This window comes from Micromonospora sp. CPCC 206061 (genome assembly GCF_036906915.1).
Lineage (GTDB): Bacteria > Actinomycetota > Actinomycetes > Mycobacteriales > Micromonosporaceae > Phytohabitans.
This window is the reverse complement of the sequence record NZ_JBAKHX010000091.1, coordinates 1-21997: the sequence shown is the minus strand read 5'-3', so window position 1 is coordinate 21997 and position 21997 is coordinate 1. Positions and strand designations below refer to the sequence as shown.

The 21997-nt window shown below is 68.4% G+C and carries 28 protein-coding genes and 1 pseudogene; 18 read left to right on the top strand and 11 right to left on the bottom strand.

The window, feature by feature from the left end:
* Positions 1–22: 22 nt before the first annotated feature.
* Positions 23–967, top strand: a complete 945-nt coding sequence (locus V6V89_RS35670; RefSeq protein WP_334624055.1) for an NAD-dependent epimerase/dehydratase family protein — start codon at positions 23–25, stop codon at positions 965–967.
* 21 nt (positions 968–988) lie between these two features.
* Positions 989–1093, top strand: a pseudogene (locus V6V89_RS41980) (sigma factor); the annotation flags it as partial.
* 25 nt (positions 1094–1118) lie between these two features.
* On the opposite strand, the gene V6V89_RS35665 reads toward V6V89_RS41980, so the two are convergent.
* Positions 1119–1391 carry a hypothetical protein gene (locus V6V89_RS35665; protein WP_334624054.1) on the bottom strand — a complete coding sequence of 91 codons (273 nt, stop codon included), beginning with the start codon at positions 1389–1391 and terminating at the stop codon, positions 1119–1121.
* Positions 1392–1464: 73 nt separating this feature from the next.
* On the opposite strand from V6V89_RS35665, the gene V6V89_RS35660 reads away from it, so the two are divergent.
* The 7 genes from V6V89_RS35660 (at position 1465) to V6V89_RS35630 (ending at position 7522) form a co-directional block, all read left to right on the top strand.
* On the top strand, positions 1465–2073 hold the full coding sequence (locus V6V89_RS35660; RefSeq protein WP_334624053.1) for a cadmium resistance transporter: 609 nt from the start codon (positions 1465–1467) through the stop codon (positions 2071–2073).
* A 43-nt stretch (positions 2074–2116) separates the two neighbouring features.
* Positions 2117–3031, top strand: coding sequence for an SDR family oxidoreductase (locus V6V89_RS35655; RefSeq protein ID WP_334624052.1), 915 nt, complete (start codon positions 2117–2119; stop codon positions 3029–3031).
* Entirely contained in the window at positions 3031–3615 is a 585-nt protein-coding gene (locus V6V89_RS35650) for a TetR/AcrR family transcriptional regulator (protein WP_334624051.1), read from the top strand. The genes V6V89_RS35655 and V6V89_RS35650 overlap by 1 nt, the downstream gene beginning before the upstream one ends.
* A gap of 365 nt (positions 3616–3980) precedes the next feature.
* Positions 3981–4565, top strand: a complete 585-nt coding sequence (locus tag V6V89_RS35645) for a hypothetical protein (RefSeq protein ID WP_334624050.1) — start codon at positions 3981–3983, stop codon at positions 4563–4565.
* A gap of 146 nt (positions 4566–4711) precedes the next feature.
* Positions 4712–5269: a DUF4956 domain-containing protein gene (locus V6V89_RS35640; protein ID WP_334624049.1), complete on the top strand. Its 558-nt coding sequence runs from the start codon at positions 4712–4714 to the stop codon at positions 5267–5269.
* Positions 5266–6075, top strand: a complete 810-nt coding sequence (locus V6V89_RS35635) for a polyphosphate polymerase domain-containing protein (protein WP_334624048.1) — start codon at positions 5266–5268, stop codon at positions 6073–6075. The genes V6V89_RS35640 and V6V89_RS35635 overlap by 4 nt, the downstream gene beginning before the upstream one ends.
* 25 nt (positions 6076–6100) lie before the next feature.
* The gene (locus V6V89_RS35630) at positions 6101–7522 is read left to right on the top strand and encodes a carbohydrate-binding domain-containing protein (protein WP_334624047.1); all 1422 of its coding nucleotides are present in this window, start codon (positions 6101–6103) and stop codon (positions 7520–7522) included.
* A 301-nt stretch (positions 7523–7823) separates the two neighbouring features.
* On the opposite strand, the gene V6V89_RS35625 is transcribed toward V6V89_RS35630, so the two are convergent.
* Positions 7824–9023, bottom strand: coding sequence for a cellulose binding domain-containing protein (locus tag V6V89_RS35625; RefSeq protein WP_334624046.1), 1200 nt, complete (start codon positions 9021–9023; stop codon positions 7824–7826).
* 146 nt (positions 9024–9169) lie between these two features.
* Between V6V89_RS35625 and V6V89_RS35620 the strand changes: the two genes are divergently transcribed.
* The 4 genes from V6V89_RS35620 (at position 9170) to V6V89_RS35605 (ending at position 11835) form a co-directional block, all read left to right on the top strand.
* Entirely contained in the window at positions 9170–9556 is a 387-nt protein-coding gene (locus V6V89_RS35620) for a VOC family protein (protein WP_334624045.1), read from the top strand.
* A gap of 304 nt (positions 9557–9860) precedes the next feature.
* Positions 9861–10421: a DoxX family protein gene (locus V6V89_RS35615; protein WP_334624044.1), complete on the top strand. Its 561-nt coding sequence runs from the start codon at positions 9861–9863 to the stop codon at positions 10419–10421.
* 421 nt (positions 10422–10842) lie between these two features.
* The gene (locus tag V6V89_RS35610) at positions 10843–11331 is read left to right on the top strand and encodes a hypothetical protein (protein ID WP_334624043.1); all 489 of its coding nucleotides are present in this window, start codon (positions 10843–10845) and stop codon (positions 11329–11331) included.
* Between the two features lie 246 nt (positions 11332–11577).
* Positions 11578–11835 (top strand): hypothetical protein, encoded by a 258-nt coding sequence (locus V6V89_RS35605; protein WP_334624042.1) that lies wholly within the window; start codon positions 11578–11580, stop codon positions 11833–11835.
* Between the two features lie 123 nt (positions 11836–11958).
* Here V6V89_RS35605 and V6V89_RS35600 read toward each other — a convergent pair whose 3' ends face one another.
* Genes V6V89_RS35600 through V6V89_RS35590 form a run of 3 tightly spaced genes read right to left on the bottom strand, consistent with a single transcriptional unit; the run spans position 11959 to position 12973 of the window.
* Entirely contained in the window at positions 11959–12198 is a 240-nt protein-coding gene (locus V6V89_RS35600) for a hypothetical protein (RefSeq protein ID WP_334624041.1), read from the bottom strand.
* A 27-nt stretch (positions 12199–12225) separates the two neighbouring features.
* Positions 12226–12540: a nuclear transport factor 2 family protein gene (locus V6V89_RS35595; protein ID WP_334624040.1), complete on the bottom strand. Its 315-nt coding sequence runs from the start codon at positions 12538–12540 to the stop codon at positions 12226–12228.
* Position 12541: 1 nt separating this feature from the next.
* Positions 12542–12973 (bottom strand): hypothetical protein, encoded by a 432-nt coding sequence (locus V6V89_RS35590; RefSeq protein ID WP_334624039.1) that lies wholly within the window; start codon positions 12971–12973, stop codon positions 12542–12544.
* Between the two features lie 121 nt (positions 12974–13094).
* On the opposite strand from V6V89_RS35590, the gene V6V89_RS35585 reads away from it, so the two are divergent.
* Entirely contained in the window at positions 13095–13613 is a 519-nt protein-coding gene (locus V6V89_RS35585; protein ID WP_334624038.1) for an Lrp/AsnC family transcriptional regulator, read from the top strand.
* A 120-nt stretch (positions 13614–13733) separates the two neighbouring features.
* Here V6V89_RS35585 and V6V89_RS35580 read toward each other — a convergent pair whose 3' ends face one another.
* Positions 13734–14114, bottom strand: a complete 381-nt coding sequence (locus V6V89_RS35580; RefSeq protein WP_334624037.1) for a nuclear transport factor 2 family protein — start codon at positions 14112–14114, stop codon at positions 13734–13736.
* Positions 14115–14229: 115 nt separating this feature from the next.
* Here V6V89_RS35580 and V6V89_RS35575 point away from each other — a divergent pair, with 115 nt between their 5' ends.
* Positions 14230–15018: an SDR family oxidoreductase gene (locus V6V89_RS35575; protein ID WP_334624036.1), complete on the top strand. Its 789-nt coding sequence runs from the start codon at positions 14230–14232 to the stop codon at positions 15016–15018.
* Between the two features lie 82 nt (positions 15019–15100).
* Here V6V89_RS35575 and V6V89_RS35570 read toward each other — a convergent pair whose 3' ends face one another.
* The gene (locus V6V89_RS35570; RefSeq protein WP_334624035.1) at positions 15101–15580 is read right to left on the bottom strand and encodes a hypothetical protein; all 480 of its coding nucleotides are present in this window, start codon (positions 15578–15580) and stop codon (positions 15101–15103) included.
* A 341-nt stretch (positions 15581–15921) separates the two neighbouring features.
* Positions 15922–16368 (bottom strand): hypothetical protein, encoded by a 447-nt coding sequence (locus V6V89_RS35565; protein WP_334624034.1) that lies wholly within the window; start codon positions 16366–16368, stop codon positions 15922–15924.
* 354 nt (positions 16369–16722) lie between these two features.
* Between V6V89_RS35565 and V6V89_RS35560 the strand changes: the two genes are divergently transcribed.
* Positions 16723–17367 (top strand): class I SAM-dependent methyltransferase, encoded by a 645-nt coding sequence (locus V6V89_RS35560; protein WP_334624033.1) that lies wholly within the window; start codon positions 16723–16725, stop codon positions 17365–17367.
* On the opposite strand, the gene V6V89_RS35555 is transcribed toward V6V89_RS35560, so the two are convergent.
* Both V6V89_RS35555 and V6V89_RS35550 read right to left on the bottom strand, forming a co-directional pair.
* Positions 17310–18005, bottom strand: coding sequence for a response regulator transcription factor (locus tag V6V89_RS35555; RefSeq protein ID WP_334624032.1), 696 nt, complete (start codon positions 18003–18005; stop codon positions 17310–17312). The two genes, V6V89_RS35560 and V6V89_RS35555, sit on opposite strands and share 58 nt — an antisense overlap.
* Positions 18002–19186, bottom strand: a complete 1185-nt coding sequence (locus V6V89_RS35550) for a sensor histidine kinase (RefSeq protein ID WP_334624031.1) — start codon at positions 19184–19186, stop codon at positions 18002–18004. The genes V6V89_RS35555 and V6V89_RS35550 overlap by 4 nt, the downstream gene beginning before the upstream one ends.
* A 149-nt stretch (positions 19187–19335) precedes the next feature.
* Here V6V89_RS35550 and V6V89_RS35545 point away from each other — a divergent pair, with 149 nt between their 5' ends.
* Positions 19336–19845, top strand: a complete 510-nt coding sequence (locus V6V89_RS35545) for a DedA family protein (protein ID WP_334624030.1) — start codon at positions 19336–19338, stop codon at positions 19843–19845.
* A 326-nt stretch (positions 19846–20171) separates the two neighbouring features.
* Here V6V89_RS35545 and V6V89_RS35540 read toward each other — a convergent pair whose 3' ends face one another.
* Complete coding sequence (locus tag V6V89_RS35540) at positions 20172–20612, bottom strand: RidA family protein (protein WP_334624029.1); 441 nt, start codon at positions 20610–20612, stop codon at positions 20172–20174.
* Positions 20613–20875: 263 nt separating this feature from the next.
* Between V6V89_RS35540 and V6V89_RS35535 the strand changes: the two genes are divergently transcribed.
* Positions 20876–21865 (top strand): hypothetical protein, encoded by a 990-nt coding sequence (locus V6V89_RS35535; RefSeq protein ID WP_334624028.1) that lies wholly within the window; start codon positions 20876–20878, stop codon positions 21863–21865.
* Positions 21866–21997: the final 132 nt, after the last annotated feature.

The following is a 21997-nucleotide window of genomic DNA, read 5'->3' as shown; positions in this document are numbered from 1 at the left end:
GTGACCCAAGGACGGAGATGTCGTGAAGATCTTTGTTGCCGGCGCGTCCGGCGCGATCGGCAGCCACCTCGTGACCCAGCTCGTGGCGCGCGGCCACGAGGTGGTCGGCACAACCCGCTCGGCGGGCAAGATCGACGCGCTGCGCGCGCTCGGCGCCGAGCCGGTCATGGTCGACGCGCTCGACCCTGAAGCGGTGGCCCACGCCGTGGCCAAGGCCGAGCCTGAGGTAGTCGTCCACCAACTCACCGCGATTGGCGGACGGCCGACCTTTCGAGAAGTCAAACGGATGGCGGCTGCCACCAACCGGCTGCGCACCGAAGGCACCGACCACCTGTTGGCCGCAGCCCGCGCCGTGGGCGTGCGCACATTCGTGGCGCAGAGCAACGCCGTCTGGGTGGAACGAACCAGCCGGCCGGTCACCGACGAGAAAGGCCGACTCGAGCCGAACCCACCCAAGGACGCCGAGCCACTGGTAGCCGCACTACGCCACCTGGAGAACGCGGTAACCCGCATCAGCTGGGCCGACGGCATCGCGCTCCGCTACGGCAACTTCTACGGCCCAGGAACCGGCGTCGAGACCACGCCCGGCGCCATCATGGCCGAGATGATCCGCAAACGAATGGTCCCGATCATCGGCGGCGGCAGCGCGACGACGTCGTGGGTGCATATCACCGATGCCGCGTCGGCCACGGTCGCGGCCATCGAACGCGGCAAGCCTGGCATCTACCACGTCGCCGATGACGAGCCAGCACCGGCGCGCGACGTCCTGCTGGCCCTGGCTCGGGCACTGGGCGCCAAGCCACCACGCCGGGTACCGGCCTGGGTGGTCCGATTGGTGGCCGGCCAGGCCCCGGTGCACATGATGACGCAGGCTTGCGGAATCTCCAGCGAGAAGATCAAACGCGAGCTGGGCTGGACACCGCGGTACCCGAGCTGGCGCACCGGCTTCGCCGAAGGACTGCGATAACACCAGACGCCCCCCTCGGAGCTGCACGGCGAGCTGCGACCGCGGGCGTTCGCCATCGCCTACCAGATGCTCGGCAGCGCCCGCGATGCCAAAGATGTGGTGCAGGAGGCGTACCAGCGGACGCATCAGGCCCAACAGCGGGACGAGGAGATCACCTCGCCCGCGGGCGTACATCGGCTCCGATTTGGACAGCACGCGGCGCCTGGTCGCGCGGGCCCTGCCACCTCGTCCAGGCTTGCATCGGTCCATAGACCGCGTGTCCGTCGTCGAGCAGCACAAAGCTGCGCTGCTCCCACTGCCGGCCTTCGTACTCGAATCCCCAGTCGTAAACGATCACCTGGTCCAGCCGCCGGCCCGCCGCGCGGACCTTCCTATTGCGGATGACCGTCGTGGGAAGGAGCCGCTCTGCGAAGCTGTCCGTCACGTCTCAGGAGGCTATCTCGACAGGGAATCATTGCCACCAGACGATCGGAACGAACGCCGTACACTGCCGCGTCGTGGGAGATCTTGTCGGCACGGTCGTGACCGCCGCTGGCGTGTTCGCGGGCACGAACGTCGACGACCTGATCGTGCTGACGGTGCTGTTCCTGTCCGCGCGGGCAGCGGCCAAACCGCGGCCGTGGCAGATCTGGGCGGGCCAGTACGCCGGTATCGGTGTGCTGGTGGCGGTCTCGGCCGTGGCCGCGCTCGGCCTGACGATCGTGCCCGACCAGTGGGTCGGACTTCTGGGCATGGTGCCGTTCGCGTTGGGTGTGAAGGGATTGATTTCCGCGATCCGAGCGCGTGGCGACGGCGATCCACCGGCACCCGCGGCGGCCATGGGAGCGGTATCGGTCACCGGGATCACGATCGCAAACGGGGCGGACAACATCTCGGTGTACACGCCGCTGTTTCGCACCATCGAACTGGGCGACAGCCTGCTCACTGTAACCGTGTTCGCGGTCGGGATAGCGCTGTGGTGCCTGGCCGGGTCGTGGCTTGGCTCGCATCGCAAGGTGATCGCGATGGTGCGAAGGCTCGGGCATTGGATCGTGCCGGGCGTGTTCGTGCTGATCGGCACGGTCATCGTGATCGAGTCGGGTGTGTTCGGGCGCCTGCTGGACTGATCCGCAGTTTGTTTATAAACGCACGTTCATTTACAGTGGTGGAATGTCAACCGATGATCACCCACTCGCGGACAAGGTCGCCCTAGTCACCGGCGCCACGCGCGGCTGCGGCCGCGCGACCGCCGTCGAACTCGGAGCGCTCGGCGCCACCGTCTACGGCACCGGACGCTCCACACGGGCCGGACGCTCGCCAATGAACCGCCCGGAGACGATCGAGGACACGGCCGAGCTCGTCACAGCCGCCGGCGGCGAAGGCATCGCTGTTCGCTGCGACCACGCCGACGCGGACGACGTCCGCGCGCTCGTGACACGCATCCGCAGCGACCACGGGCGGCTCGACATACTGGTCAACGACGTCTGGGGCGGGGACCCGTTCGTGCAGTGGGACAAGCCGTTGTGGGAGCACCCGCTCGACGCGACCCTCGGCGTCCTGCGCAACGGCATCGAGACACACCTGATCACGAGTCGCTTCGCGATCCCGCTCATGCTCGAGAGCACAGGTGGCCTCGTGGTCGAGGTGGGCGACGGCAAGTACGACGTGCCGTATCGCGCGAACATGCCGTACGACCTCGTCAAGACGGCCGTCGCCCGGATGGGCTTGGCGCTCGCGCACGAGCTCCAGCCGCACGGCGTCACCGCCCTGAGCGTCACGCCCGGCTACCTGCGGTCGGAATCGATGCTCGACCACTTCGGCGTGACCGAGGAGACGTGGCGCGACGCGGCCGAGCGGGTGCCCTTCTTCGGCCACTCCGAGACGCCGCATCTGCTCGGTCGCGGGATCGCCGCCCTCGCGGCCGATCCTGATCGGGACCGGTTCACCGGCCAGTGCCTCGGCTCATGGGACCTCATGCGCGTCTACGACCTGGTGGACGCCGACGGCACGCGACCGGATTGGGGCGCCGTCGACCTTCAAGCCCGTCAGGAGACGCTGACCAGCGGGATGCCGACCCTCACCTGATGCCGCGCCCAAGAACGATCAGCGACGAGGCGGTCCTGGACGCCGTACTCGCCCTCGCCCACCGCGTCGGCCCGGCCCGCGTCACGTTCGCCGCGGCCGCCGCGGAGGTCGGCCTGTCGGCCGCGACGCTCGTCCAGCGCTTCGGGACCAAGCGCGACCTCCTGCTCGCGGCCGACAAGCGAGGGGTCGATCTCTGGGTGGACGCCTTGGACCGCTCGACGGCCGCCTCGCCGCTCGCGCGCGTCGTCGATGGGCTGGTGCTCGCCGTTGACCCCGTCGCCACGCCCGAGCTGATGGCCAACTCGGTCGCGATGCTCCAACTCGACCTCGCCGATCCGGACTTTCACGTGGAGACCCTTCGCGGGGCGCGAGCCGTCCGTGCCCGCATCGGGCGCGACCTGGACGCCGCGCTCGCAGCCGGCGAGCTGCGTCCCGGCACCGACGTCGCGGCGCTCGCGAAGCTCGTCGAAACCACCTACCACGGCGCGATGATCGGCTGGGCGATCCATCGCGAGGGCACCCTCGCCGGCTGGATGCGCGAGCAGATCGAGGCCGCCATCGCCCCGCACCGACTTGAGAGCTAGTGCGGCGACCACGAACGTTTACCGCTTCGACCGTTAGCCCGCGATGAATGTCTCGTCGTGTGTGCTGATTCGGCAGGGTGCGTGAGCAGGTCGCCTGGCGGTTGGTTCCGCCGCGGTGCGGGTGAGTACTCCGTGAGCCTTTTCCAGGCTGATGTCAGCGGACATCGGGAACTGGGAATTCCGGATACGCGGACGTCAGGTCGCAAGATCTTGCGTGACTTGCGGTTACAGGTTGTCATCGATGGTTGGGTCCACCGCCGCGAGCTTGCGCCGACCGTCGCCGGAGCCTTGCCTGGGTGCTCGAGTCTGCGTACCGGTCCGACAAACGGGTGGTCCCCGGGCAGCCGACTGGGTAGCCTGCCCGGGTGCCACGCCAGTATGTGACCGCGCTGGCAGGCGCGCTGCTGGCCGAGCCGGGAGCCGGCCTCGTCGGGGTCTATCTGCACGGCTCGGCGGTGCTGGGCGGCTACATCGCCAGCCGCAGCGACGTTGACGTGCTCGCGGTGATAGCCGAGCCGACGGATGTCCGCGTCCAGATGCGCATGCGCGACCGCCTGATCAGCACGGCGCGGCAGTGGCCGACGATCGGGCTGGAGATGAGCGTCATCACCGCCGCCACCGCCGCGAACCTCGGCGACTGCCCGTACGAGTTGCACGTCGTGGTCGACGGCGACGAGGTCAGGGCCGTGCTGGGCGCGGGCCAGGACGGAGACCTGGATCTGATCCTGTACGCCGAGGTGTGCCGCCGGCACGGCCTGGCCGTCTACGGACCGCCGGCCGGCCAGGGAAAGGCTCCGTGGTGCTCAAGCGCTCGGAGCCGGTCGGTCAGCGTACGGATCATTGGCTTCGACACCCAAATGATCACGGAAGCCGTGCCTGACTCACCGACACTCGTCTACCTTGCCGAGGCCCTGACGCCGCACCTTGTCGCAACCGCAACCGTCTGTTAACCTAACGTTCGCCATCAATTGACGGCCGTCACTGTATCGCATGACGTCAGCACCGTTGCCGACGTTTCCTCGACAGCCCGCCCGACCTTCCGGGAGACGTCGTCATCATGTTGCGATTAGTGATCTTCGCGATTGACCTGTTCGCAGTGTCCCTGCTGGTGTTCGGCCTGTACTTTCGCCGGCATCGCCGCCGAGATCTGGTAGCGGCATATCTAGGCGTCAATGTCGGGGTGCTCGCGGTGGCCACTACGCTGAGTTCCAGCGACGTCGGCATGGGGCTCGGCCTGGGCCTGTTCGGAGTACTGTCGATCATTCGCCTGCGCTCCACCGAACTGGACCAGCATGAGGTGGCGTACTACTTCTGCGCATTGGCATTGGGCATTCTTGGTCCGCTGGGCGGCTCGTCGATTCCGCTGGTGGTCGGGCTCATGGCATTGATCCTGGCAGTAATGTACGTCGGCGATCATCCGCGGTTGTTCCGTAGCTACCGTCGACAGATCGTGGTGCTGGATTCCGCGGCGATCAACTCGGTCTCGCTCGTGTCCCACCTGGAAGGGCTGCTCGGCGCGCGGGTGCACGAGGTCAGGGTGGAACGGCTCGACCTGGTCAACGACACGACGGTGGTGGAGGTGCGGTACTCCCACCAATCTCCGACGGGCGCCGCGAGCCTGCCCCGGCCGATCCAGCCTGGGTTGCACCGATGATCCCCCGGCTCTGCCCGCCGCTGTGGTCGCTGGACCCCGTGGGGCTGGACGAGCTGGTGGCGTGCGCCGCGCTGCAAACCCGCTTCGACCGCAAGTACCTGCTTCCCGTGCAGCGGGTGCCCGAACTGTTGGCCGGGCTCGACCCCGCTACGCGCGTCCTGGAGATCGACGGCCGCCGGTCGTTCGGCTACGAGTCCGTGTACTTCGACACCCCCGACCTGGTCAGTTACCGGCTGGCCACGTATCGGCGGCGGCGCCGGTTCAAGATCCGCACCCGCACCTACCTGGACTCCAACCAGTGCTGGCTGGAGGTCAAGACCCGGGGCGCGCGGGAGTGCACGGTCAAGGACCGGTTGCCCTACGAACCGGCCTGGCGCGACGCCATCACGCCCGGCCGCGATTACGTCGATCACGTCCTGGACAACCTGGCCATCGACAGTCGCCGGATGTCCTTCTCGCCCACCCTCATCTCCCGGTACGACCGGATCACGCTACTGCTGCCGGGCGCGGCCGCGCGGGTGACCATCGACACCGACCTGGCCTTCGAGGCCGCGGACTGCCGCCGCCTGCACCTGCCCGGCCTGGTGATCGTGGAGACCAAGACCGGTGCCACACCGTCGGCCGTCGACCGGGCGCTGTGGACCGGCAGCCTGCGCCCCATCCGCATCTCGAAGTACGGCACCGGCCTGGCCGCCCTCCGGCCGGACCTACCTGCCCTCCCGTGGCGGCGCACCCTTCGCCGACACTTCCCCGCCCCGGAAGGGCTGGGGACCACCGAGGCCATTCGCTGGCTGTCCGCCAGTTGACTGATCCATCAAGGACAGGAGCGTCATGAGACACACAGCTCGGAGCACGGTCGTACTCGCCGGGCTCACCGCCATGCTGGTGGCCGGTCCCCTTGTCGGGCCGGCGAACGCCGCCCCCACGGCCACCATCACGCTCAACGGCTCCAGCGCGACCGTCTCCGGCAGCAACGTCACCGTTGCGGGAGGCGCCATCACGATCACCGCCCCGGGTACGTATCAGATCAGCGGCACGCTGAACAACGGCTATGTCAAGGTGGACACGGCCGCGGCAGGTGCGGTGGAACTTCTCCTCAGTGGCGCCTCGATCACCAACTCGAGTTCGTCGGCGCTGCACGTAGCCGCCGCCGATGTCGTGACGGTCACGCTCGCTTCCGGAACCAGCAACACCCTCACCGACGCCTCGCGCTACACGAACACCGATGAGCCAGACGCGGCCCTGTTCAGCACGGCCGACCTGACCATCGCCGGCAGCGGCTCACTGACCGTGCGGGCCAACTACCAGGACGGGATCGTCAGCAAGGACGACCTGGTCATCCAATCCGGCACGATCACGGTGAACTCCGTGGACGACGCCATCCGCGGCAAGGACTCACTCACCATCAACGGCGGCACCATCAACGTGACCTCCACCGGCGGCGACGGCATCAAGTCGAACGAGACCGAGGCCGGTAAGGGCGTCGTCAACATCGCCAACGGCACGATCTCGGTCTCCGCGGCCGATGATGGCATCAAGGGCGAGAACGCGCTGAACATCTCCGGCGGGAACATCAACGTCACCAGGTCGTACGAGGCGCTGGAAGCGATGCAGGTGACCATCAGCGGCGGCACCAGCAACGTCGTCGCGAGCGACGACGCGATCAACTCCGCGGAGGAAGGGGTGCCCGACTTCACCCCCGCTCCCAACGCCTTCATCCGGGTCACCGGGGGCTCCACCGTGGCCTCCTCGGGGACCGACGGTTTCGACTCCAACGGCTCGCTCACCTTCTCTGGCGGCACCGTGGTGGTCAACGGCCCGACCAGCGGCATCCGGGGAGGCGACGGCGCGCTGGACGCCGACGGCACCATTTCCTTCAGCGGCGGCGTCGTGCTCGGCGCCGGCATGACCTCGTTGGCGGTGTTCAACACGGTGCCGGCCAACGGGCAGGGCTGGGTGGCCCCGGTATTCAGCTCCAACCAGGCCGCCGGCACCATCGTGCATGTCGTCTCTGGCACCCAGGTGCTGGCGTCCTACCGCGCGCCGAAGGGCTTCCGGGAGATCGTCTTCTCGTCCAACCGGATCACCAACGGCCAGACCTACACCATCTACACCGGTGGCAGCGTGAGCGGCACCAGCACCGGCGGCCTGTACTCCAGCGGCAGCATCTCGGGCGCGACCCAGACGATGACCGTCACCGCGGGCCAGTACCGCCGCGGCGGCTGGCCCCGCAGCGCCGGGACGCAGGGGTAGCGGTCCGGGGAGCAGCCGGCCCGCCACCCCCCTCGGGGGCATGGCGGGCCGCGCTCGGCGCAGCGCTGAGCGGCGTGGTCCGCGCATTCATTCGGGGCGTCGAGGCGGACGCTTGGTGAATCGACACGCGACGGCGTCGTCGGTGAGCAGCGACACCAGCCTTTCGGTCCGGCCCGAGGAGGCAGGCGAGGAAGCGTTGACCAACGGTGATCTCGGTGTCCGGCGGGGCGGGTCGTACGCGCTGCGTACGTCTACCGCTGATCAGCGAGGCCCCGCTCGGCGCGGTTCCGTCCTGTCGTGCTCAGGTGGTGGTCACGATGATGTGGATGGTCCAGCGGACGGTGGGCGACGGGCAGGGTGTCGGCAGGTGGTTGCAGGGGTCGTCTGTCTGGGTGGACACGTCGGTCTGTCCCGCTGCCGCGGCGAGATAGCGGGCGACGAGTGGCTGGCCCGTGGGATAGCCGCCAGCGACATCGCGTTGGACGACGATCCCGCTGGTAGTGACCCTCGGCGGCAGGTAGGCGCTGGGCAGGTTCACCACGAGCGTGTCGCCGACGCGCAGCCGCACCGTGCTCAGATTGTCGGCTGTGGACACGGTGACGGTCTGGCCGGTGTCGGGTCCGTCCACGACGGTGACGCGTAGTGTCCACAGTGTGGTGGGCAGCGCGCATGGTGGCGAGGCGTGCAAGCAGGCGTAGTCGGTGTGTGTGGTGATGTCGGCCGAGCCCGCCGCCACCGCGCGGTATGACGCGGTGAGGGGTTGCCCGGTGGGGTATCCGCCGCTGGTGGAGAGTCGCTCGAGGGCGGGGCTGCTGACCGTGGGCGTGACGAAGTCGGGTCCGAGGGCGATGCCGAGCGTCTGCCCGACGATCAGGGTGACGTTGCGCTGGTTGTCGGCCTCGGTGACCGTGACGTCATGCCCGCCGGGCGGTGTGGTGCCGGCAGTGGGTGACGTGGACGTATCGTTGCCGCAACTCGGGGCGGGTGTCGGCGCGACACCGGACAGCTGCATCCCGAATGTGGTCGACGCCGCGGGGGCGAGGACTCCGTTGTGTGCGGCGTTGACAGCGGTCACGGTGGTGCCGGTCGTGCTGACGGTGGCGTTCCATGCGGATACGACCCGCTGCCCCGCGCCGAGTGTCCACGCCACGGTCCATTTCGTCGCGGTGGTCGCCGCGGTGTTGGTAATCGTGACGGTGAGGACTTGACCCGCGGCCGTCCCGGTGCCCCATTGCGCGTCGACGCGCGCGGTTGCCCGGCAACCGCCGGCCGCGGGGTCAGACGCCGGCGTCCCGGCTATGGCCGAGGTCATCGCGGTGGCAACGAGCAGGCCCACGCCCGCCACGATCCCACACAAGGCCAAAGTGGACCGCCTGGATACCGCCATGACAAAGTACGGTAGTGCGCCTACGACTTGATCGCTAGACGTCAATGTGTCGTCCCGCACGAACAGCACCGTCTCCTCGCGCACGCTGAGCGTGGCGGTGTACGTGACACTCATCGTCGGGACAGAACCCTCAATGCGGGTTACGTGCCATCGACGGACAAGACCGCCCGTCCAGGATAAAACGAGTTGCTCGCGCAGCGATGACTTTCGCCTCTCCGGCTCGTCTGTACTGGTGACACCCATGCACACGAGGAGGAACCATGACAGGCACCAGCCTGAACAGCATGCTCCTGGCCAGCAGCGACCCCGAGCGACTGCGGTCCTGGTACGTCGCCGCGCTGGATCCGCAGGAGAACACCGAAATGGACCAGTACCGGATGCTTCAGTTCGGCACGTTCTACCTAATGATCGACAGCCGCGCCGACGTGGGCGACAAGAACCCCGAGCCCGGCCGGGTCATCCTCAACTTCGAGGTGCCGGACGCGCGCGCGGTTGTGGCGCACGTCAACGAACTGGGCACGGGCTGGCTGGCCGAGCTCGAAGACCGTGACGGCAGCCTCTTCGCGACCGCGATCGACCCGGACGGTAACTACGTCCAGATCATCCAGCTGAGCGAGGAGCACCGGGCTGCCATGACGCAGAAGTAGGCCGGTGCGCAGGGCCGGCCCGCGGCCTCCGCGTACGCGGTCGCCGCCGCGGGCCTGCGATGTCGGGCTGGGTTGGCATCGTGGTTGCGTGGGTGGTCCGGCATGAGCCGGCCACCCACGCAAGGGTCCGGACATTGAGTGAAACGGATGCCGGAGTACAGAACCAAGATCAGGGTGGCGGGCAATCCGCACGTGGTCGCAAGGACGCTGTGATTCGGTGGCCGGTTCCGTGGTGACCACGGATGTGGATCGGTGCCGCCAGACGAGACGCTGAACTCCTCAGCCAATCGTAGGGAGACAAGCCATGACATCGCACGTCAGCGTGAACCAGCTCGCAGTCAAGTACCAGCGGCGCGAACTTCGGTTGACCCTCAACGGCGTACTCTGGGCGCTTCAGATCCTGTGGGGCTTCTTCTTCGCCGGCAGCGGTTTCGGCAAGGTGTTGCTGTACGACGCAGTCCTGTATGCGCAAGCGCCTCAGGCCGTGGCCTGGTACGCCGCAGTGCCGCAACCCCTCATCGTCTTCATCGGGGTCTGCGAGGTGCTCGGCGGCATCGGCCTGATCCTGCCCGCCATCACCAGAGTCAAACCGAAGCTGACACCGCTAGCCGCCGCTGGTCTGGCGCTGACGATGGTCCTGGCCGCCGGCTTCCACCTCGTGCGCGGCGAATACGCGCTGATGCCGGCGAACCTCGTCCTGGCAGCGGTCGCCGCGTTCATCGCGGTAGGACGGTCGAACCACAGGCTCATCGCGCCGGCACCGCTCACGACCCGGCGCATGCTCACATCGCTCGCGGTCCTCGTGGTGATGGTGGTGACCACGATCGTTCCGACCTGGTACACGATGACACACGCCCAGTTCTGATCCGCCCGCTCTAGCCCTGCACACGCTGCGGCCCCGCGCGACCGCGGCCACCGCACGAGACGAAAGCGAGTCCGCCACCGACGACGGTGCCGGTTACGCGGCCGTCGACAACGCGCAGGACCAAATCGAGCGGCCAGATGCCCGGCCAGGGCTGGCGCCGACGTCCGTTGCCCTCCCCCCGGTCCTGCCGGCGCCGAAGGTGGAAGTCCCGCACCGCGCGTACTGGCTGTTTCGAGGGCCGCTGGCTCAGATCGGCGCGTGGGACAGCGCCGAGGCTTGGCCCGGTCACAGGCGGCTCGACGCGACCCAACCGGCTGACCCTCTCCTCGACGTCGTCTCTGCCGACCCCAGCGCTGAGCAGCCGTTCTACCACTGAAGAGAAGCGGCACCCAGCGCCGTCGCATCGTAGGGAAGCGAGGACGTGGGCATCCCGATGACCTCGGCACCGGAACACGACCTTAACCTGGTGTCCATGGAACGTATCGAGTTCCGCACCCTGGAGCAGGAGCTCGGCAGCGGGGTGTTCCCGACACTCGTCCCCCACCTGAGCGGCGTACCTCTGCCCGACTTGGTGCGCAAGGCTGAGCTGCCCTTTGCACGGCGTGAGGCGAACCCCGACCTCGCGGGCAGCTACGCGGGCCTGCCGGAGGACAAGGTGCGTTGGCCGAGCCGGCACTACCTCGGTGAACCCGTCCTCAGCTGGTTCGGTGATGGGGACACCGTCCTGCTCGGGTGCGTATGCGGTGACTGGGGATGCAGGCCGTTCACCGCGATCGTTACGGTGGCTGAGGACACGGTTACCTGGTCTGGCTACCGCACCGGTCATCGCGATTGGGACTACCGCGAGCTGCGTGACATCACCTTCGATCGTCTCCAGTACGAAGAAGCGCTGCGGGCGACAGCTCGTTGAGCTACCAAGGCCACCCTGCCCCTCGATGGTTCGCTCTGCTGTCGCTGGCTGGGCGGCCGTCCGGCCTCCTCGTGGTCGCGCCCGTCGCTACCCTTGGCCGGTCATGATGCGCGTTTCGGTTGTCGGCAATTCCGGCTCGGGCAACAGTTCCGGACCCGCGTCGACGCGGCCACCGCGAGCGACAGATGGGTTGTGGATGGCAGCTACTCGGCAGTCCAGGACCTGGTCTGGGCACGTGCCGACACCGTGGTCGTACTCGACCGGGACCTGCCACGGCATACGGTGATGCGCCAGATCATCTCGCGCGCCGTTCGCCGGGTCGCGTTTCGAGTCGAACTCTGGAACGGCAATCGCGAAAGATGGCGCAACCTGTTCACCCGAGACCCGAACGAGTCCGTCATCCTGTGGGCCGACGACCCCCGCTGGCGCCACCTGACGTTCGTTCGAATCCAGTCCCGCAAAGACATCCGCCGCCTGATGAACAGCATCGTCTCTGCTCCGTAGACTCCGACCCCGCCACCCACTACATGCCTGCGGCCGAGACACACTGTCATCGGCGAATCGAGCAGGCACCGCGTGCCGTGGACTGCGAGGTCTTCGCGGCTGGAGGATGGTGGACGTGCACCGCTACCAATGCAGGCGTTTGGCTTTCATGTCGACGCCCTGTTCGTGACGACGGCGTCGGAACACACCCCAGAACACCCACGCGACGGTCATCGCCAAGCCCTGCAAGACCCACAGGAGCAGATACCAACCATCGTGATCCCGGAAGACGAATGCTCGTAGACTGATGGCGCCCAGAGCCACGACCATTGCGACGATGGCTATGACCCCGCGAGTTCCGGGCTGTAGCCGCTTGAGCTTCACGCCGTGGATCCTAGGCCGGGTCGTGGGCTAGATGTCGGTCGAAATTTGCCGACACGCAGCCGATGAAGCCGACCGTCGCCTGCAGAAGTGGTAGGCCCAGGTACTAACGGCCATGTCGCCGAAGGCGACCGGTTCACCTTGCTCGATGTCGGCGCCCGCGTCGTGGTCGAACATGGTGCGGACGCCCGCGGCCAGTTCCTGATGGCCGCGGAAGGTGCGACCGGGTTCCGGGCCGACCGATGCGGCGTAGACGGCGTCGGCGGTCATCAGCTCCAGCAGGCCGTCGACGTCGTGGCTGGCCCACGCGTCGGCGAACCGGGCCAGGCAATCGCGCGGGGTCAACTCAGACGTCATCGCGGTATTGCTGGGCAAGGTAGCCTTCGATGTCCGGACCGTTCGGGTTGGCCAGCACGTGCGTGATCCACGCGCGGCGTTCGAAGTCGGTGACGCTCAACTCCCACACGCATCCGACCGCGTCGCTCGGGTGGGGCGACAACTGCTCAGGATGGTCGGCCGGCGCGGAAAGTATCTGCTGGTGAACCTCGTTCTCCTCGGCCCACCAGCAGATCAGCGCGTAGCAGAGCCGTGGCGCGTCATGGGCGACGACGAACCCGACGCCGTAGCGGTCCGGACTGATGGCGGGCGCGGGAAGCACCCGCCGCGCGGCGGCTAACGCCGCCTCGGCAACCGTGGCCCGCACCGACCGCCCCCGAGGGGCGATCCCGTAGAGCTTCACCACCCAATCGCCCAGGTTGGCGCCGCGCAGGAAACCCACGCTGCGCGGTTGGTAGGGGCCACGGAGCCTCGGCCCCGGGTGACCCAACGCCCGTGAGAACACCTGCGCCCCTTCTCCTCTACCTAATAAAGTAAGGTGCATCATCATCTTTGCCTGACTTATGGAGGATAGCGGAGGAAGTGTTGCGATGCAGCCCCTAGATCACGTCAATCGCATCCTGCTGGCGGAACTGTCCCGAGACGGACGCAAAACCGTTCGCGCTCTTGCCTCGCTCGTCGGGTTGTCCGAGCCCGCCGTGCGCGACCGCTTGGACAAGCTCTCGCGCGAAGGTGTCGTCACCGGCCACCGCGCCGTCATCGACCCCCAAGCCGTCGGCGCCGGCACCGCCGCGTTCGTCGCGCTGCGCTTTAGCTCCGAACCCGGCGCCAAAGCCGCGGTCAAGACCGCACTGCACCAGGAAGCGTGTGTCCTGGAGATCCACGAGATCGCCGGCGAAGACTGCTACCTCATCAAGGTCCGAGTCGGCACCACCGTCGAACTCGCCGACGCACTCGATCGCATCCGGGCGATCCCGGCCATCTCACACACGAATTCCACCGTTGTCCTGCGTACCGTCCTCGAACGGCCCGTCACCATCAAGCACGGTCAACCGGCCGATGGACACGAAGAGAACAGATGACGCGTTGAGGGCGATCACGTCGAGTCTTCTGGGTGGGAATGCTTGACCGCTGCGTTCTCGTGTGGGTTCTCATCCGGGTTGCCCGGCTCCGGTTACTTTCATCTGGCCGGCGGCACGTAGTCAGATCCGCTGTACATAGGCAGCCCGCCATTCCGGCGAGGGGTCCGAACCCAGACTCGTCCAGTACTCCCGACCATCCACAACCTGCCCGCCCCGCACCGTCCAGAACGACGCCACCCGGAAGATCGCCCCCAGCGTCTCGTGAGGGACTTCTACCTCGCAGGCCACCACGTCGCCGTCGGCCACGATCCGTAGCACATTGATCGTCCACCCCTCCGGATACTCGGCATTGACGGCCACGTAGTTCTCGCGGCCCACGATCCGTTCGCCGCTGACCGGCCAATCCACCACTAGGTCATCAGCCAGCAACTCGCCGAGCCCGACCCAGTCGCGCGCCTGCACGCGATCCCACAACTCCCGAGCCACCTTCATCGGTTCCATAGGCGCATCCTCGCAGGCACCACCGACAAGATCCGTCCACCGACATAGCTGTTGCGCTGCTGGGCGGAGGAATCGGGTTGCCATGCCCGCATCGCCGGCCGGACGATTACGCCTTGTGACGACTACTGGAGAGAAGCCGCCATTTGATGCCGCCAGGCCGGTCGCGTTGGTGACCGGCGTCGGCAGGTCCGTCGGCATCGGCGCGGGCATCGCTCACCGGCTCGCCGAGACGGGCTGGAACGTCGCCTTCACGTACTGGACGCCGTACGACGCTCGCATGGCCTGGGGCGCCGAGGCTGGTGCCGCGGACACCATCGCCAAGGCGTTGGCCGAACGGGGCGCAAACGCGGTGGCGGTGGAGGCGGATCTCGCCGACCCGGAGGCGGCCGAGCGTGTCTTTGATGAGGCTGAGCGTCGCCTCGGCGGCATCACCGCCTTGGTGATGTGCCACTGCGAGTCGGTCGACTCCGGCCTGCTCGACACCACGCTTGAGAGCTTCGACCGCCACTTCGCGGTCAATGCGCGTGCTACCTGGCTGCTGATTCGCGAGTACGGCCGTCGCTTCCACGGGACCGCGGGAACCGGACACGTCATCAGCCTCACCAGCGACCACACCGTCGGCAACCTGCCCTACGGAGCAAGCAAGGGTGCACTCGACCGCATCACCCTGGCAGCCGCCCACGAACTCTCCCACCTCGGGATCACCGCCAACGTGATCAACCCGGGACCGGTGGATACGGGTTGGATGTCCGACGACATCTGGGAGCACGTACTGCGTCAGACGCCGCTGGGACGTCTGGGCAGCCCGCAGGACACCGCTCATCTCGTGGAGTTCCTGTGCTCACCGCAGGGCCAGTGGATCAACGGGCAGCTGCTGAAGAGCAACGGTGGTCTCGCCAGCTGATCGGCCGACGGCGTTCCTGGGTAAACCTCGCGGTGGGTTCGGGTCCCGTTCGAGGCGTGCCCGGGCGGCGGCGGGCGGCAGGTCAGGTCTGCCGCCAGACCCGGAACGTCTGTTGCAGCCACCACGTGCCGTCGGGCTGCTGTGCCTCGTTACGCCAGCGGAATGCGTCGGCCTGAATGTCGGAGAAGGTCCAGCGCAGATCGCCGCCGTCGAGCACGATCTCTTCTCCGATGGGAGAGGCCAGGAACGTGTGCGTCCGACGCCGGCCCGGTCCCACCCACGTCGAGCGCCATACGCCCGCACCGGCCGCGGGATCGGGAAATCGCACGCTAATACCGTGTTCGACCTCGGGCAGGATCCAGATATCGGTGGTTGCCAGCCCGCCCAACGCGTACCCGAAGTGCCACTCCCCTCGGCGAACACTCGAGGACCCGTTGGGGTCATACTCCGTACAGTCCAGCGCCCAGGACCCGGCGAACTGTCCGAACAGGCCGAGGTCCAGGCCATCAGCAGGTCCGTCCGCGAGGAAGGCGGCGGCCACGGCAACCGACGGTTTGATCATCATGCGAGAACCGTAGCCGGCCCGTCGACGAATGCCTCTGGGTGGGGGCATCTGGATCCGGACGCCAAGGCCAGGCCCGCCGTGCCGGGGCCTCCCGTGCTGGCAAACGTCCGGCTACAGGCTCACGCTGGACCGGTGCTCGCGGACGCCTGAAAATGGCTCTGCACCGTCGCGACGCGCTGGCGGACCCGCCGACGAGACGCTCACCTGGCTGGCCGCCGACAACTGAGCGTTGCCCATAGCGCAGCGAGCGTCGGCTCGCCCGGTCGCGGGAACAACGGCCGGGCGAGCCGAACACTCCGGCCAGCGGCAAGCGGAACTTGCGGCTAGCGATGCGATCGTCAGAGCAGGTTGCAGGACGAGTTGGCCCGGATGTAGCCGGACCATTGACCCCACGGGGAGTCGATGGCGTTGAACCAGTACTCGGTGACGTCGCTCGGGTTGATCCCGACGGACGCCAGTTCCAGGTAGAAGAACACGCCGTGCCCCGCGCCGCCGCTGTTGCCCATCTGGATCCAGCGGGCGGTGCCGTCGCGCAGGTAGATCAAGACGAACGTCCGCAGCTGCAGGTCGTTGCCGTCCGGGTCGGTGAAGTCGGTGTACACCCAGCCGTTGAAGCAGACCAGGTAGTTGTTGAACACCGGCGGGATGTTGGCCGACTGGCTGCTGAGCACTCGGGTCGCGTTGGCGGCCGGGGCGGTCTGTGGTGGCGCGGCCACGGCGGCGCCGACGAACGTTGTGGCGAGCAATGCGAGGGCGAGGGATCCGACGGCGAGGATGCGGCGCACTGGCGACCTCCTGTGTGTCATGGACTGCTCTTCGGGTGCCGCCGATTCTGCGCTCGACATGCCGTCCGCGACGGGGATACTGAACACCGCCGGACGCCGCTGGACATCGATACATAGCAGGGGCGCTGCCGGGAGGACCCGGTCGCTGTGTTACTACCTCGAACGACACCCCGGCCAGGAACGACGCACGATCACCATGGACAAGCCGGTGCCACCAGGCGGAACGCGCGTTATCCGCGGCAGGTGCGCGATGTCTGCGGAGGCCGCCTTGACATCGCGCGACCGATCGACCGGCCGAGGCTTCGGCCACCAGATCGAGGTGCTGGTCGGGTACCGGCTCGTAGCGTCCGCGTCGTGACGATAGAGACGGCGTTGTTCCTGGGCCGGTTCCTGCAAAACCCGCGGCGCGTCGGTGCGGTGGCACCGAGTTCGTCGCGGCTCGCGTGGCACGCCACGACGCCGGTGCCGGACACCGGCCACCCGGTGGTGGTCGAGCTCGGGCCGGGCACCGGCGCGTTCACCGAGCTGATCCAGCGCCGGCTCGGCGGGCGAGGGCGCCACTTGGCGCTGGAGGTCGACCCGGCGTTCACCGCGCTGCTGAGACGCCGGTTTCCGTTGGTGGACGTGGTTTCGGCGGCCGCCGATGAGCTGCCGGACGTGCTCGCCGCGCACGGACTGCCTCCGGCCGACGTGGTGGTGAGCGGGCTGCCCTGGACGGTGCTGCCCGCCGCGCTGGTGGATCGGACGATAGCGGCGATCGTCGCCGGCATGGCGCCGCACGGCGCGTTCACCACGTTCGCGTACCTGCACGCGAGCTGGACCAGTCCCGCGCAGCGACTGCGGAACCGGCTAACCGGCGTCTTCGAGGAGGTGGTGGCCGGCCGCACGGTGTGGGCGAACCTGCCACCGGCGCTGGTCTACCACGCCCGCCGGCCGCGACTTCAGTCCGCCGGTGCCCGCCGTGGGCGGAATTGTTCGTCGACGAGGCCGAGCCGGTGAGCAAGGATGCCAGCCTGCACCCGGTTACGGGCGCCGAGCTTGTCCAGCAGCGCCACGATGTGCGTCTTCACCGTCGTCACACCGACGTTCAGGTCTCGGGCGATTTCGGCGTTGGAGAGCCCGACGCCGACGAGGCTGAGCACGTCGCGCTCGCGGGCGGTGAGCGCGGCCAGGGCCGCGATGTCGGGCTCGAGGTCGCCGTCCCGGTCGGCCGCGTGGGAACGCCGGGCCCGGTCGACGACGCTGGCAAGCACGGACGGTGCGAGCAGCGGCTCGCCGCGCGCGGCCCGGCGCACCGCGTCGAGCATGTCGGCCGGCTCGCCGTCCTTGACGAGATACCCCACCGCACCGGCGCTCAGCGCGCCGTAGACGCTGTCGTCGTCGGCGAACGTGGTGAGGATGAGGACGTTCGTCAAGGGTGCCGCGGCCAGCAACCGCCTGGTCGCCTCGATGCCGTCGACGCGGGGCATGCGGATGTCCATCAGCACGACGTCCGGGCGCAGCCGCTCGGCCAGCCGCACCGCGTCGTGCCCATCGGCCGCCTCACCAACCACCTCGATGTCGGGTGCGGTGTCGAGCAGGACCCGGATGCCAGCCCGGACGAGGCCCTGGTCGTCGACGACGAGCGCACGGATCATGGCTGCCCCTTACCCGGCAGGTTCGCCTCGACCCGCCATCCCGACCGGGACGTCGGGCCCGCGGCCAGCGTGCCATGGAGCACGGCGACCCGCTGCCGCATCCCGTCCAGCCCCTGACCGGATGCCGGAAACGGCGCCGGTCCCGGCCCCGACGGCCGCGCGTTCTCGATCACCGCGCGCACCGAGCCGGTGCCGGACACGGTGACGCCGACCGTGGTTTCGGTACCCGGGCCGGTGTGCTTGAGGACGTTGGTCAATGCCTCCTGCACGACCCGGACGACCGTGGTGCGAACCAGCAGCGAGGTGTCGGCCAGCCGGGGGTCGACCTCGGCGGTGACCGGCACGCCCGCCCGGCGCAGCCGGGCGACCGCGTCGACGAGGGTCGCCTCCGGGTCGGTCACCAGCGCCGACCCAACGCCTGCGTCGACCGCGTCCGGGTCACGCAGCACCGCCAGCACGCTGCGTAGCTCGTCCAGCGCCTGACGCCCGGTCGTGGCCACGTCGACGAGCGCGCCGCGGGCCACCGCCGGGTCACCATCGCTGTCCAGCGCGAGCGTGCCGACGCTGGCCCGCAGCGTCATCGCGCCCACGTGGTGCGCGATGATGTCGTGTAGGTCCCGGGCGAGGCGGGCTCGTTCGGCCAGCCGCGCCGCATGGGTCTCGGCAGTGCGGCGCGCCTCGGCCTCCGCGGCCCGCTCCTCGGCCACCCGCCGGGCCCGCTGCAGGCCGGCCAGGTAGCGGCCGGCCACCACCGGCAGGGCCGTCAGGCCGAGCAGAGTCGCCAGCGGCGCGTCGATGTCGCTGCCAAACGATGCCTGCAGAACCAGGGCGGCGTATGTCGTGACCGCACCGGCCAGCGTGACCGGCCAGCGGGCGCGGTAGGCGAGCACGCCGAGCGCGACGAGCAGAAACAGCAGCGCAGCGGCGTTGGTGAAGGGCGAGAACCGGGTGGTCACCACGACCGCGGTTGCCTCGGCGCCGACCGCGACCAGCGGCCACCGGGGCAGCGCGCCGAGTAGCAGGCCACTCGCGACGGCCAGGGCGATCGCCATGCGCCGTTCCGCCGTCCCGATCGGCCAGTCGAGCAGCGCGTTCGCCACGGCAACCGTGGTGCCGGCCATCGCGCACAGCAGGACCGGGCGCCACATCGGGCGGGCTGGCCCGCGGGCTGTCACGTCCACACCGCGACGATACGGACCACCACCGGTCGACAGGTCTCGTTCGATCGGCCGGCGTGCCTCGATCCACCGGCCGGCCGGCCGCCGCACCGGCCGCGTCCGGGCCCGATCGATCGAGGCCGGGCGCCCTCCGGCCCACCTACGGTCGGGAAATGGATCTGGGAACCTGGCTGATGGAGCGGGGGGCGCAGCTGCCGCCGGCGGCCGTTTACGCCGCCGGTGCGCTGCTGATCGCGGCCGAGGTCGGGGTGCTGCTCGGCGCGTTCGTGCCGGCCGCGTCGGTCATGCTGGCGCTCGGCGCACTGTCGGCCACCGGCAAGCTGGACCTGCCGGTGGCGACCGCGGTCGCGGTGCTGGCCGCGCTACTCGGTGACTCGGTCGGCTACTGGGAGGGCCGCATCACCGGCCCCCGGCTGCGCACCAGTCGACTCGGTCGGCGCATCGGAAGCCAGCGCTGGCGTCGTGCCGAGCACCTGGTGCGACGCGGCGGGATCGCCGTCACTATCGGTCGGTGTACCGCGTTCGTACGCACGCTCGTGCCGCGTGTGGCCGGCGTCGCTGGCATGCACTACCGCCGGTTCCTCGTGTACGACGCGGTCGCCGTCGCGGTGTGGACGCCCGGCACCATCCTGGTCGGGTACGCCGCCGGTACCGCCGGATAGCGGCAGAACAACGCCGTTGATCTTGAATGAACTCCGGGAGTGGCTCAACCACACGGCTCGCGCGGCTCAGAAAACACCTCAAGCCGGCGCAGCCAAAATGGTTGGGACGAGTACCCGACCACGTCAAGATCGAAGTCCAGCAGCATCGCGTGGTCACGCTCCAGCCAGGACTCATACCCCACATGCCGGCCCCGAGGTATCCGACCACCGCCAGCCCGGGAAATGCGCCTGACCCCGTCCCGAACGGTCCGCAAGGCACTTCCGGACGGCGACGGGTCCAACCGTCCCGGATGTGCCTTGCGGAATCTCAGTTGGTCGTCGGGTCGTCAGGCGGCTGCGATGGCTTCGATCTCGATGAGCCAGGCGGGATCCCAGATGCCAGCAAGGATCACGGTAAGGGCCGGGTGATGGACGCCGAGGACGTCTCTACGCACCGCGGTGTTGACGGCGGCGTGGGAGCGGTCCGACAGGAACGTAGTGACCTTGACCAGGTTGGTAACCTCCATGCCCGCCTCTTGCAGTACAGCGGTCAGGTTGGCCCACACCAGTCGGCATTGGGCCTCGATACCGTCGGGGACGTGCCCGTGGCGGTCCTGCGGGATCTGGCCGCTGATGAACAGCATCCGCTGCGCGCCTCGGACATCAAGCGCGTTGACGTAGCCGCCGACCGCTTCGGGAACCACGGATGGGTTGATCGCTGAGATTTCCATGCTCTTGATCATTCGACATCGGCCCGCAAGAGGCACATCCAGGATCCGCAAGATCATCAGCAATACTGCAGGACTTTGCAAGGTAGGTCCGGACGGAGACACCCCGCCGGATCAAACCAACTTCACCGAGACAAACCGAGGATCGCACCAACCCCATCGAGACCGATGAGTTACTGGAGCTGCTACAGGGGCGGGTCGTTGATGGCTGCGGCACTGCATTGGGCGATGTGTGGCAGGGCGGATCGTCACGGAGGTCCGGTGATCGTCCAGCAGGCGATCTCGCCTCCGGTGCGTTCGGCGCCTATGGCACAGTCCTGAGTGTGCCGTTGGACGAGCTGCCGGACTGGTTGCCGGCTTGGTGTCTTGACCGTCTGGGCGGCGAGCCCGCCGGCGTGCTGTTCCAGTCGCGACAGGTCTCGATGGTGTTCGGTCTGCGGTTGGCCGGTGGCAGGGAGGTCGTGGTCAAGGCGCGCGCCGACGACGGCCGGGCCGCGTCGTGTGTCGCGGCGCAGGCCCGGCTCGCCGAGCGCGGGTTTGCGTGTGCCCGGCCGCTCACGCCGGTGGTCGGTGTCGGTGCGCTGGCCGTGCACGCCGAGGAGTTCCGGCCCGGCGGCGAGGTGTTGCACGGGGACTCGCCGGACATAGCCATCCGCTGCGCGGAGGTGTTCGCCCGGCTGATGGCCGAACTTGCCGGCGTGACCGTCGCGCCGCCGCTGCCGAATCCGCCCTGGGTGCGGTGGGACCACACCGATTCTGGGGTGTGGCCGGCGATCGACTTTCTCGACAGCCGGGACCAGAGTGTCGTGTCCGAGCACATTGTCCAAACGGCGCAGCGGGCCCGGGGGCGGCTGCTGGCCGCCGGCTTGCCGTGCGTGCTCGGCCACGCCGACTTCGAGGCGCAGAACCTGCGGTGGCAGGGTTGGCAGGTGTGGGCGGTGCACGACTGGGACAGCCTGGCGTGGCAGCCGGAGGCGGCGCTGGTGGGAGCGGCGAGCGGGTCGTTCGCCAGTTCCGGGCCGCCCACGCTGGCGCCGATCGAAAGCTCCGAGGCGTTCCTGGTGGCTTATCAAGCCATTCGAGGGCGCTCGTTCACGGCCGTGGAGCTGGAGATCGCATGGGCGGCCAGCTTGTGGATGGCCGCGTACAACGCCCGGGAGATGGCACTGTGCGGTGGCGCCTCGGCGGGCGGGGATGCGCTGCGGGCGCAGGCAGCCGAACGCCTCCGCCGGGCTAATGCCACATGTACAACATCGTCACCAGCGGCTGACCCCACCCACCCGACCGGCCAACACACGCGCCGAGTTGCGTGACATCCCTTAGCCCTGATCCACCGATGAGATTCGGTTGAGGGCGGTGTGGCAGACGGGAAAGTGCCCTCTGAACTGGGAAGATTGAAGTTGCTGACGCTTCTATCTTCTGGTTCGAGAGGGCACCGTCGAGGT

What these genes read in the sequence shown, in the direction of transcription:
- V6V89_RS35655 (WP_334624052.1), top strand. Translation starts at nt 2,117, where the DNA reads ATGTCAACCGATGATCACCCACTCGCGGACAAGGTCGCCCTAGTCACC.
- V6V89_RS35650 (WP_334624051.1), top strand. Translation starts at nt 3,031, where the DNA reads ATGCCGCGCCCAAGAACGATCAGCGACGAGGCGGTCCTGGACGCCGTA.
- V6V89_RS35635 (WP_334624048.1), top strand. Translation starts at nt 5,266, where the DNA reads ATGATCCCCCGGCTCTGCCCGCCGCTGTGGTCGCTGGACCCCGTGGGG.
- V6V89_RS35630 (WP_334624047.1), top strand. Translation starts at nt 6,101, where the DNA reads ATGAGACACACAGCTCGGAGCACGGTCGTACTCGCCGGGCTCACCGCC.
- V6V89_RS35625 (WP_334624046.1), bottom strand. Translation starts at nt 9,023, where the DNA reads ATGAGTGTCACGTACACCGCCACGCTCAGCGTGCGCGAGGAGACGGTG.
- V6V89_RS35620 (WP_334624045.1), top strand. Translation starts at nt 9,170, where the DNA reads ATGACAGGCACCAGCCTGAACAGCATGCTCCTGGCCAGCAGCGACCCC.
- V6V89_RS35615 (WP_334624044.1), top strand. Translation starts at nt 9,861, where the DNA reads ATGACATCGCACGTCAGCGTGAACCAGCTCGCAGTCAAGTACCAGCGG.
- V6V89_RS35585 (WP_334624038.1), top strand. Translation starts at nt 13,095, where the DNA reads ATGGAGGATAGCGGAGGAAGTGTTGCGATGCAGCCCCTAGATCACGTC.
- V6V89_RS35580 (WP_334624037.1), bottom strand. Translation starts at nt 14,114, where the DNA reads ATGGAACCGATGAAGGTGGCTCGGGAGTTGTGGGATCGCGTGCAGGCG.
- V6V89_RS35570 (WP_334624035.1), bottom strand. Translation starts at nt 15,580, where the DNA reads ATGATCAAACCGTCGGTTGCCGTGGCCGCCGCCTTCCTCGCGGACGGA.
- V6V89_RS35555 (WP_334624032.1), bottom strand. Translation starts at nt 18,005, where the DNA reads ATGATCCGTGCGCTCGTCGTCGACGACCAGGGCCTCGTCCGGGCTGGC.
- V6V89_RS35545 (WP_334624030.1), top strand. Translation starts at nt 19,336, where the DNA reads ATGGATCTGGGAACCTGGCTGATGGAGCGGGGGGCGCAGCTGCCGCCG.
- V6V89_RS35540 (WP_334624029.1), bottom strand. Translation starts at nt 20,612, where the DNA reads ATGATCTTGCGGATCCTGGATGTGCCTCTTGCGGGCCGATGTCGAATG.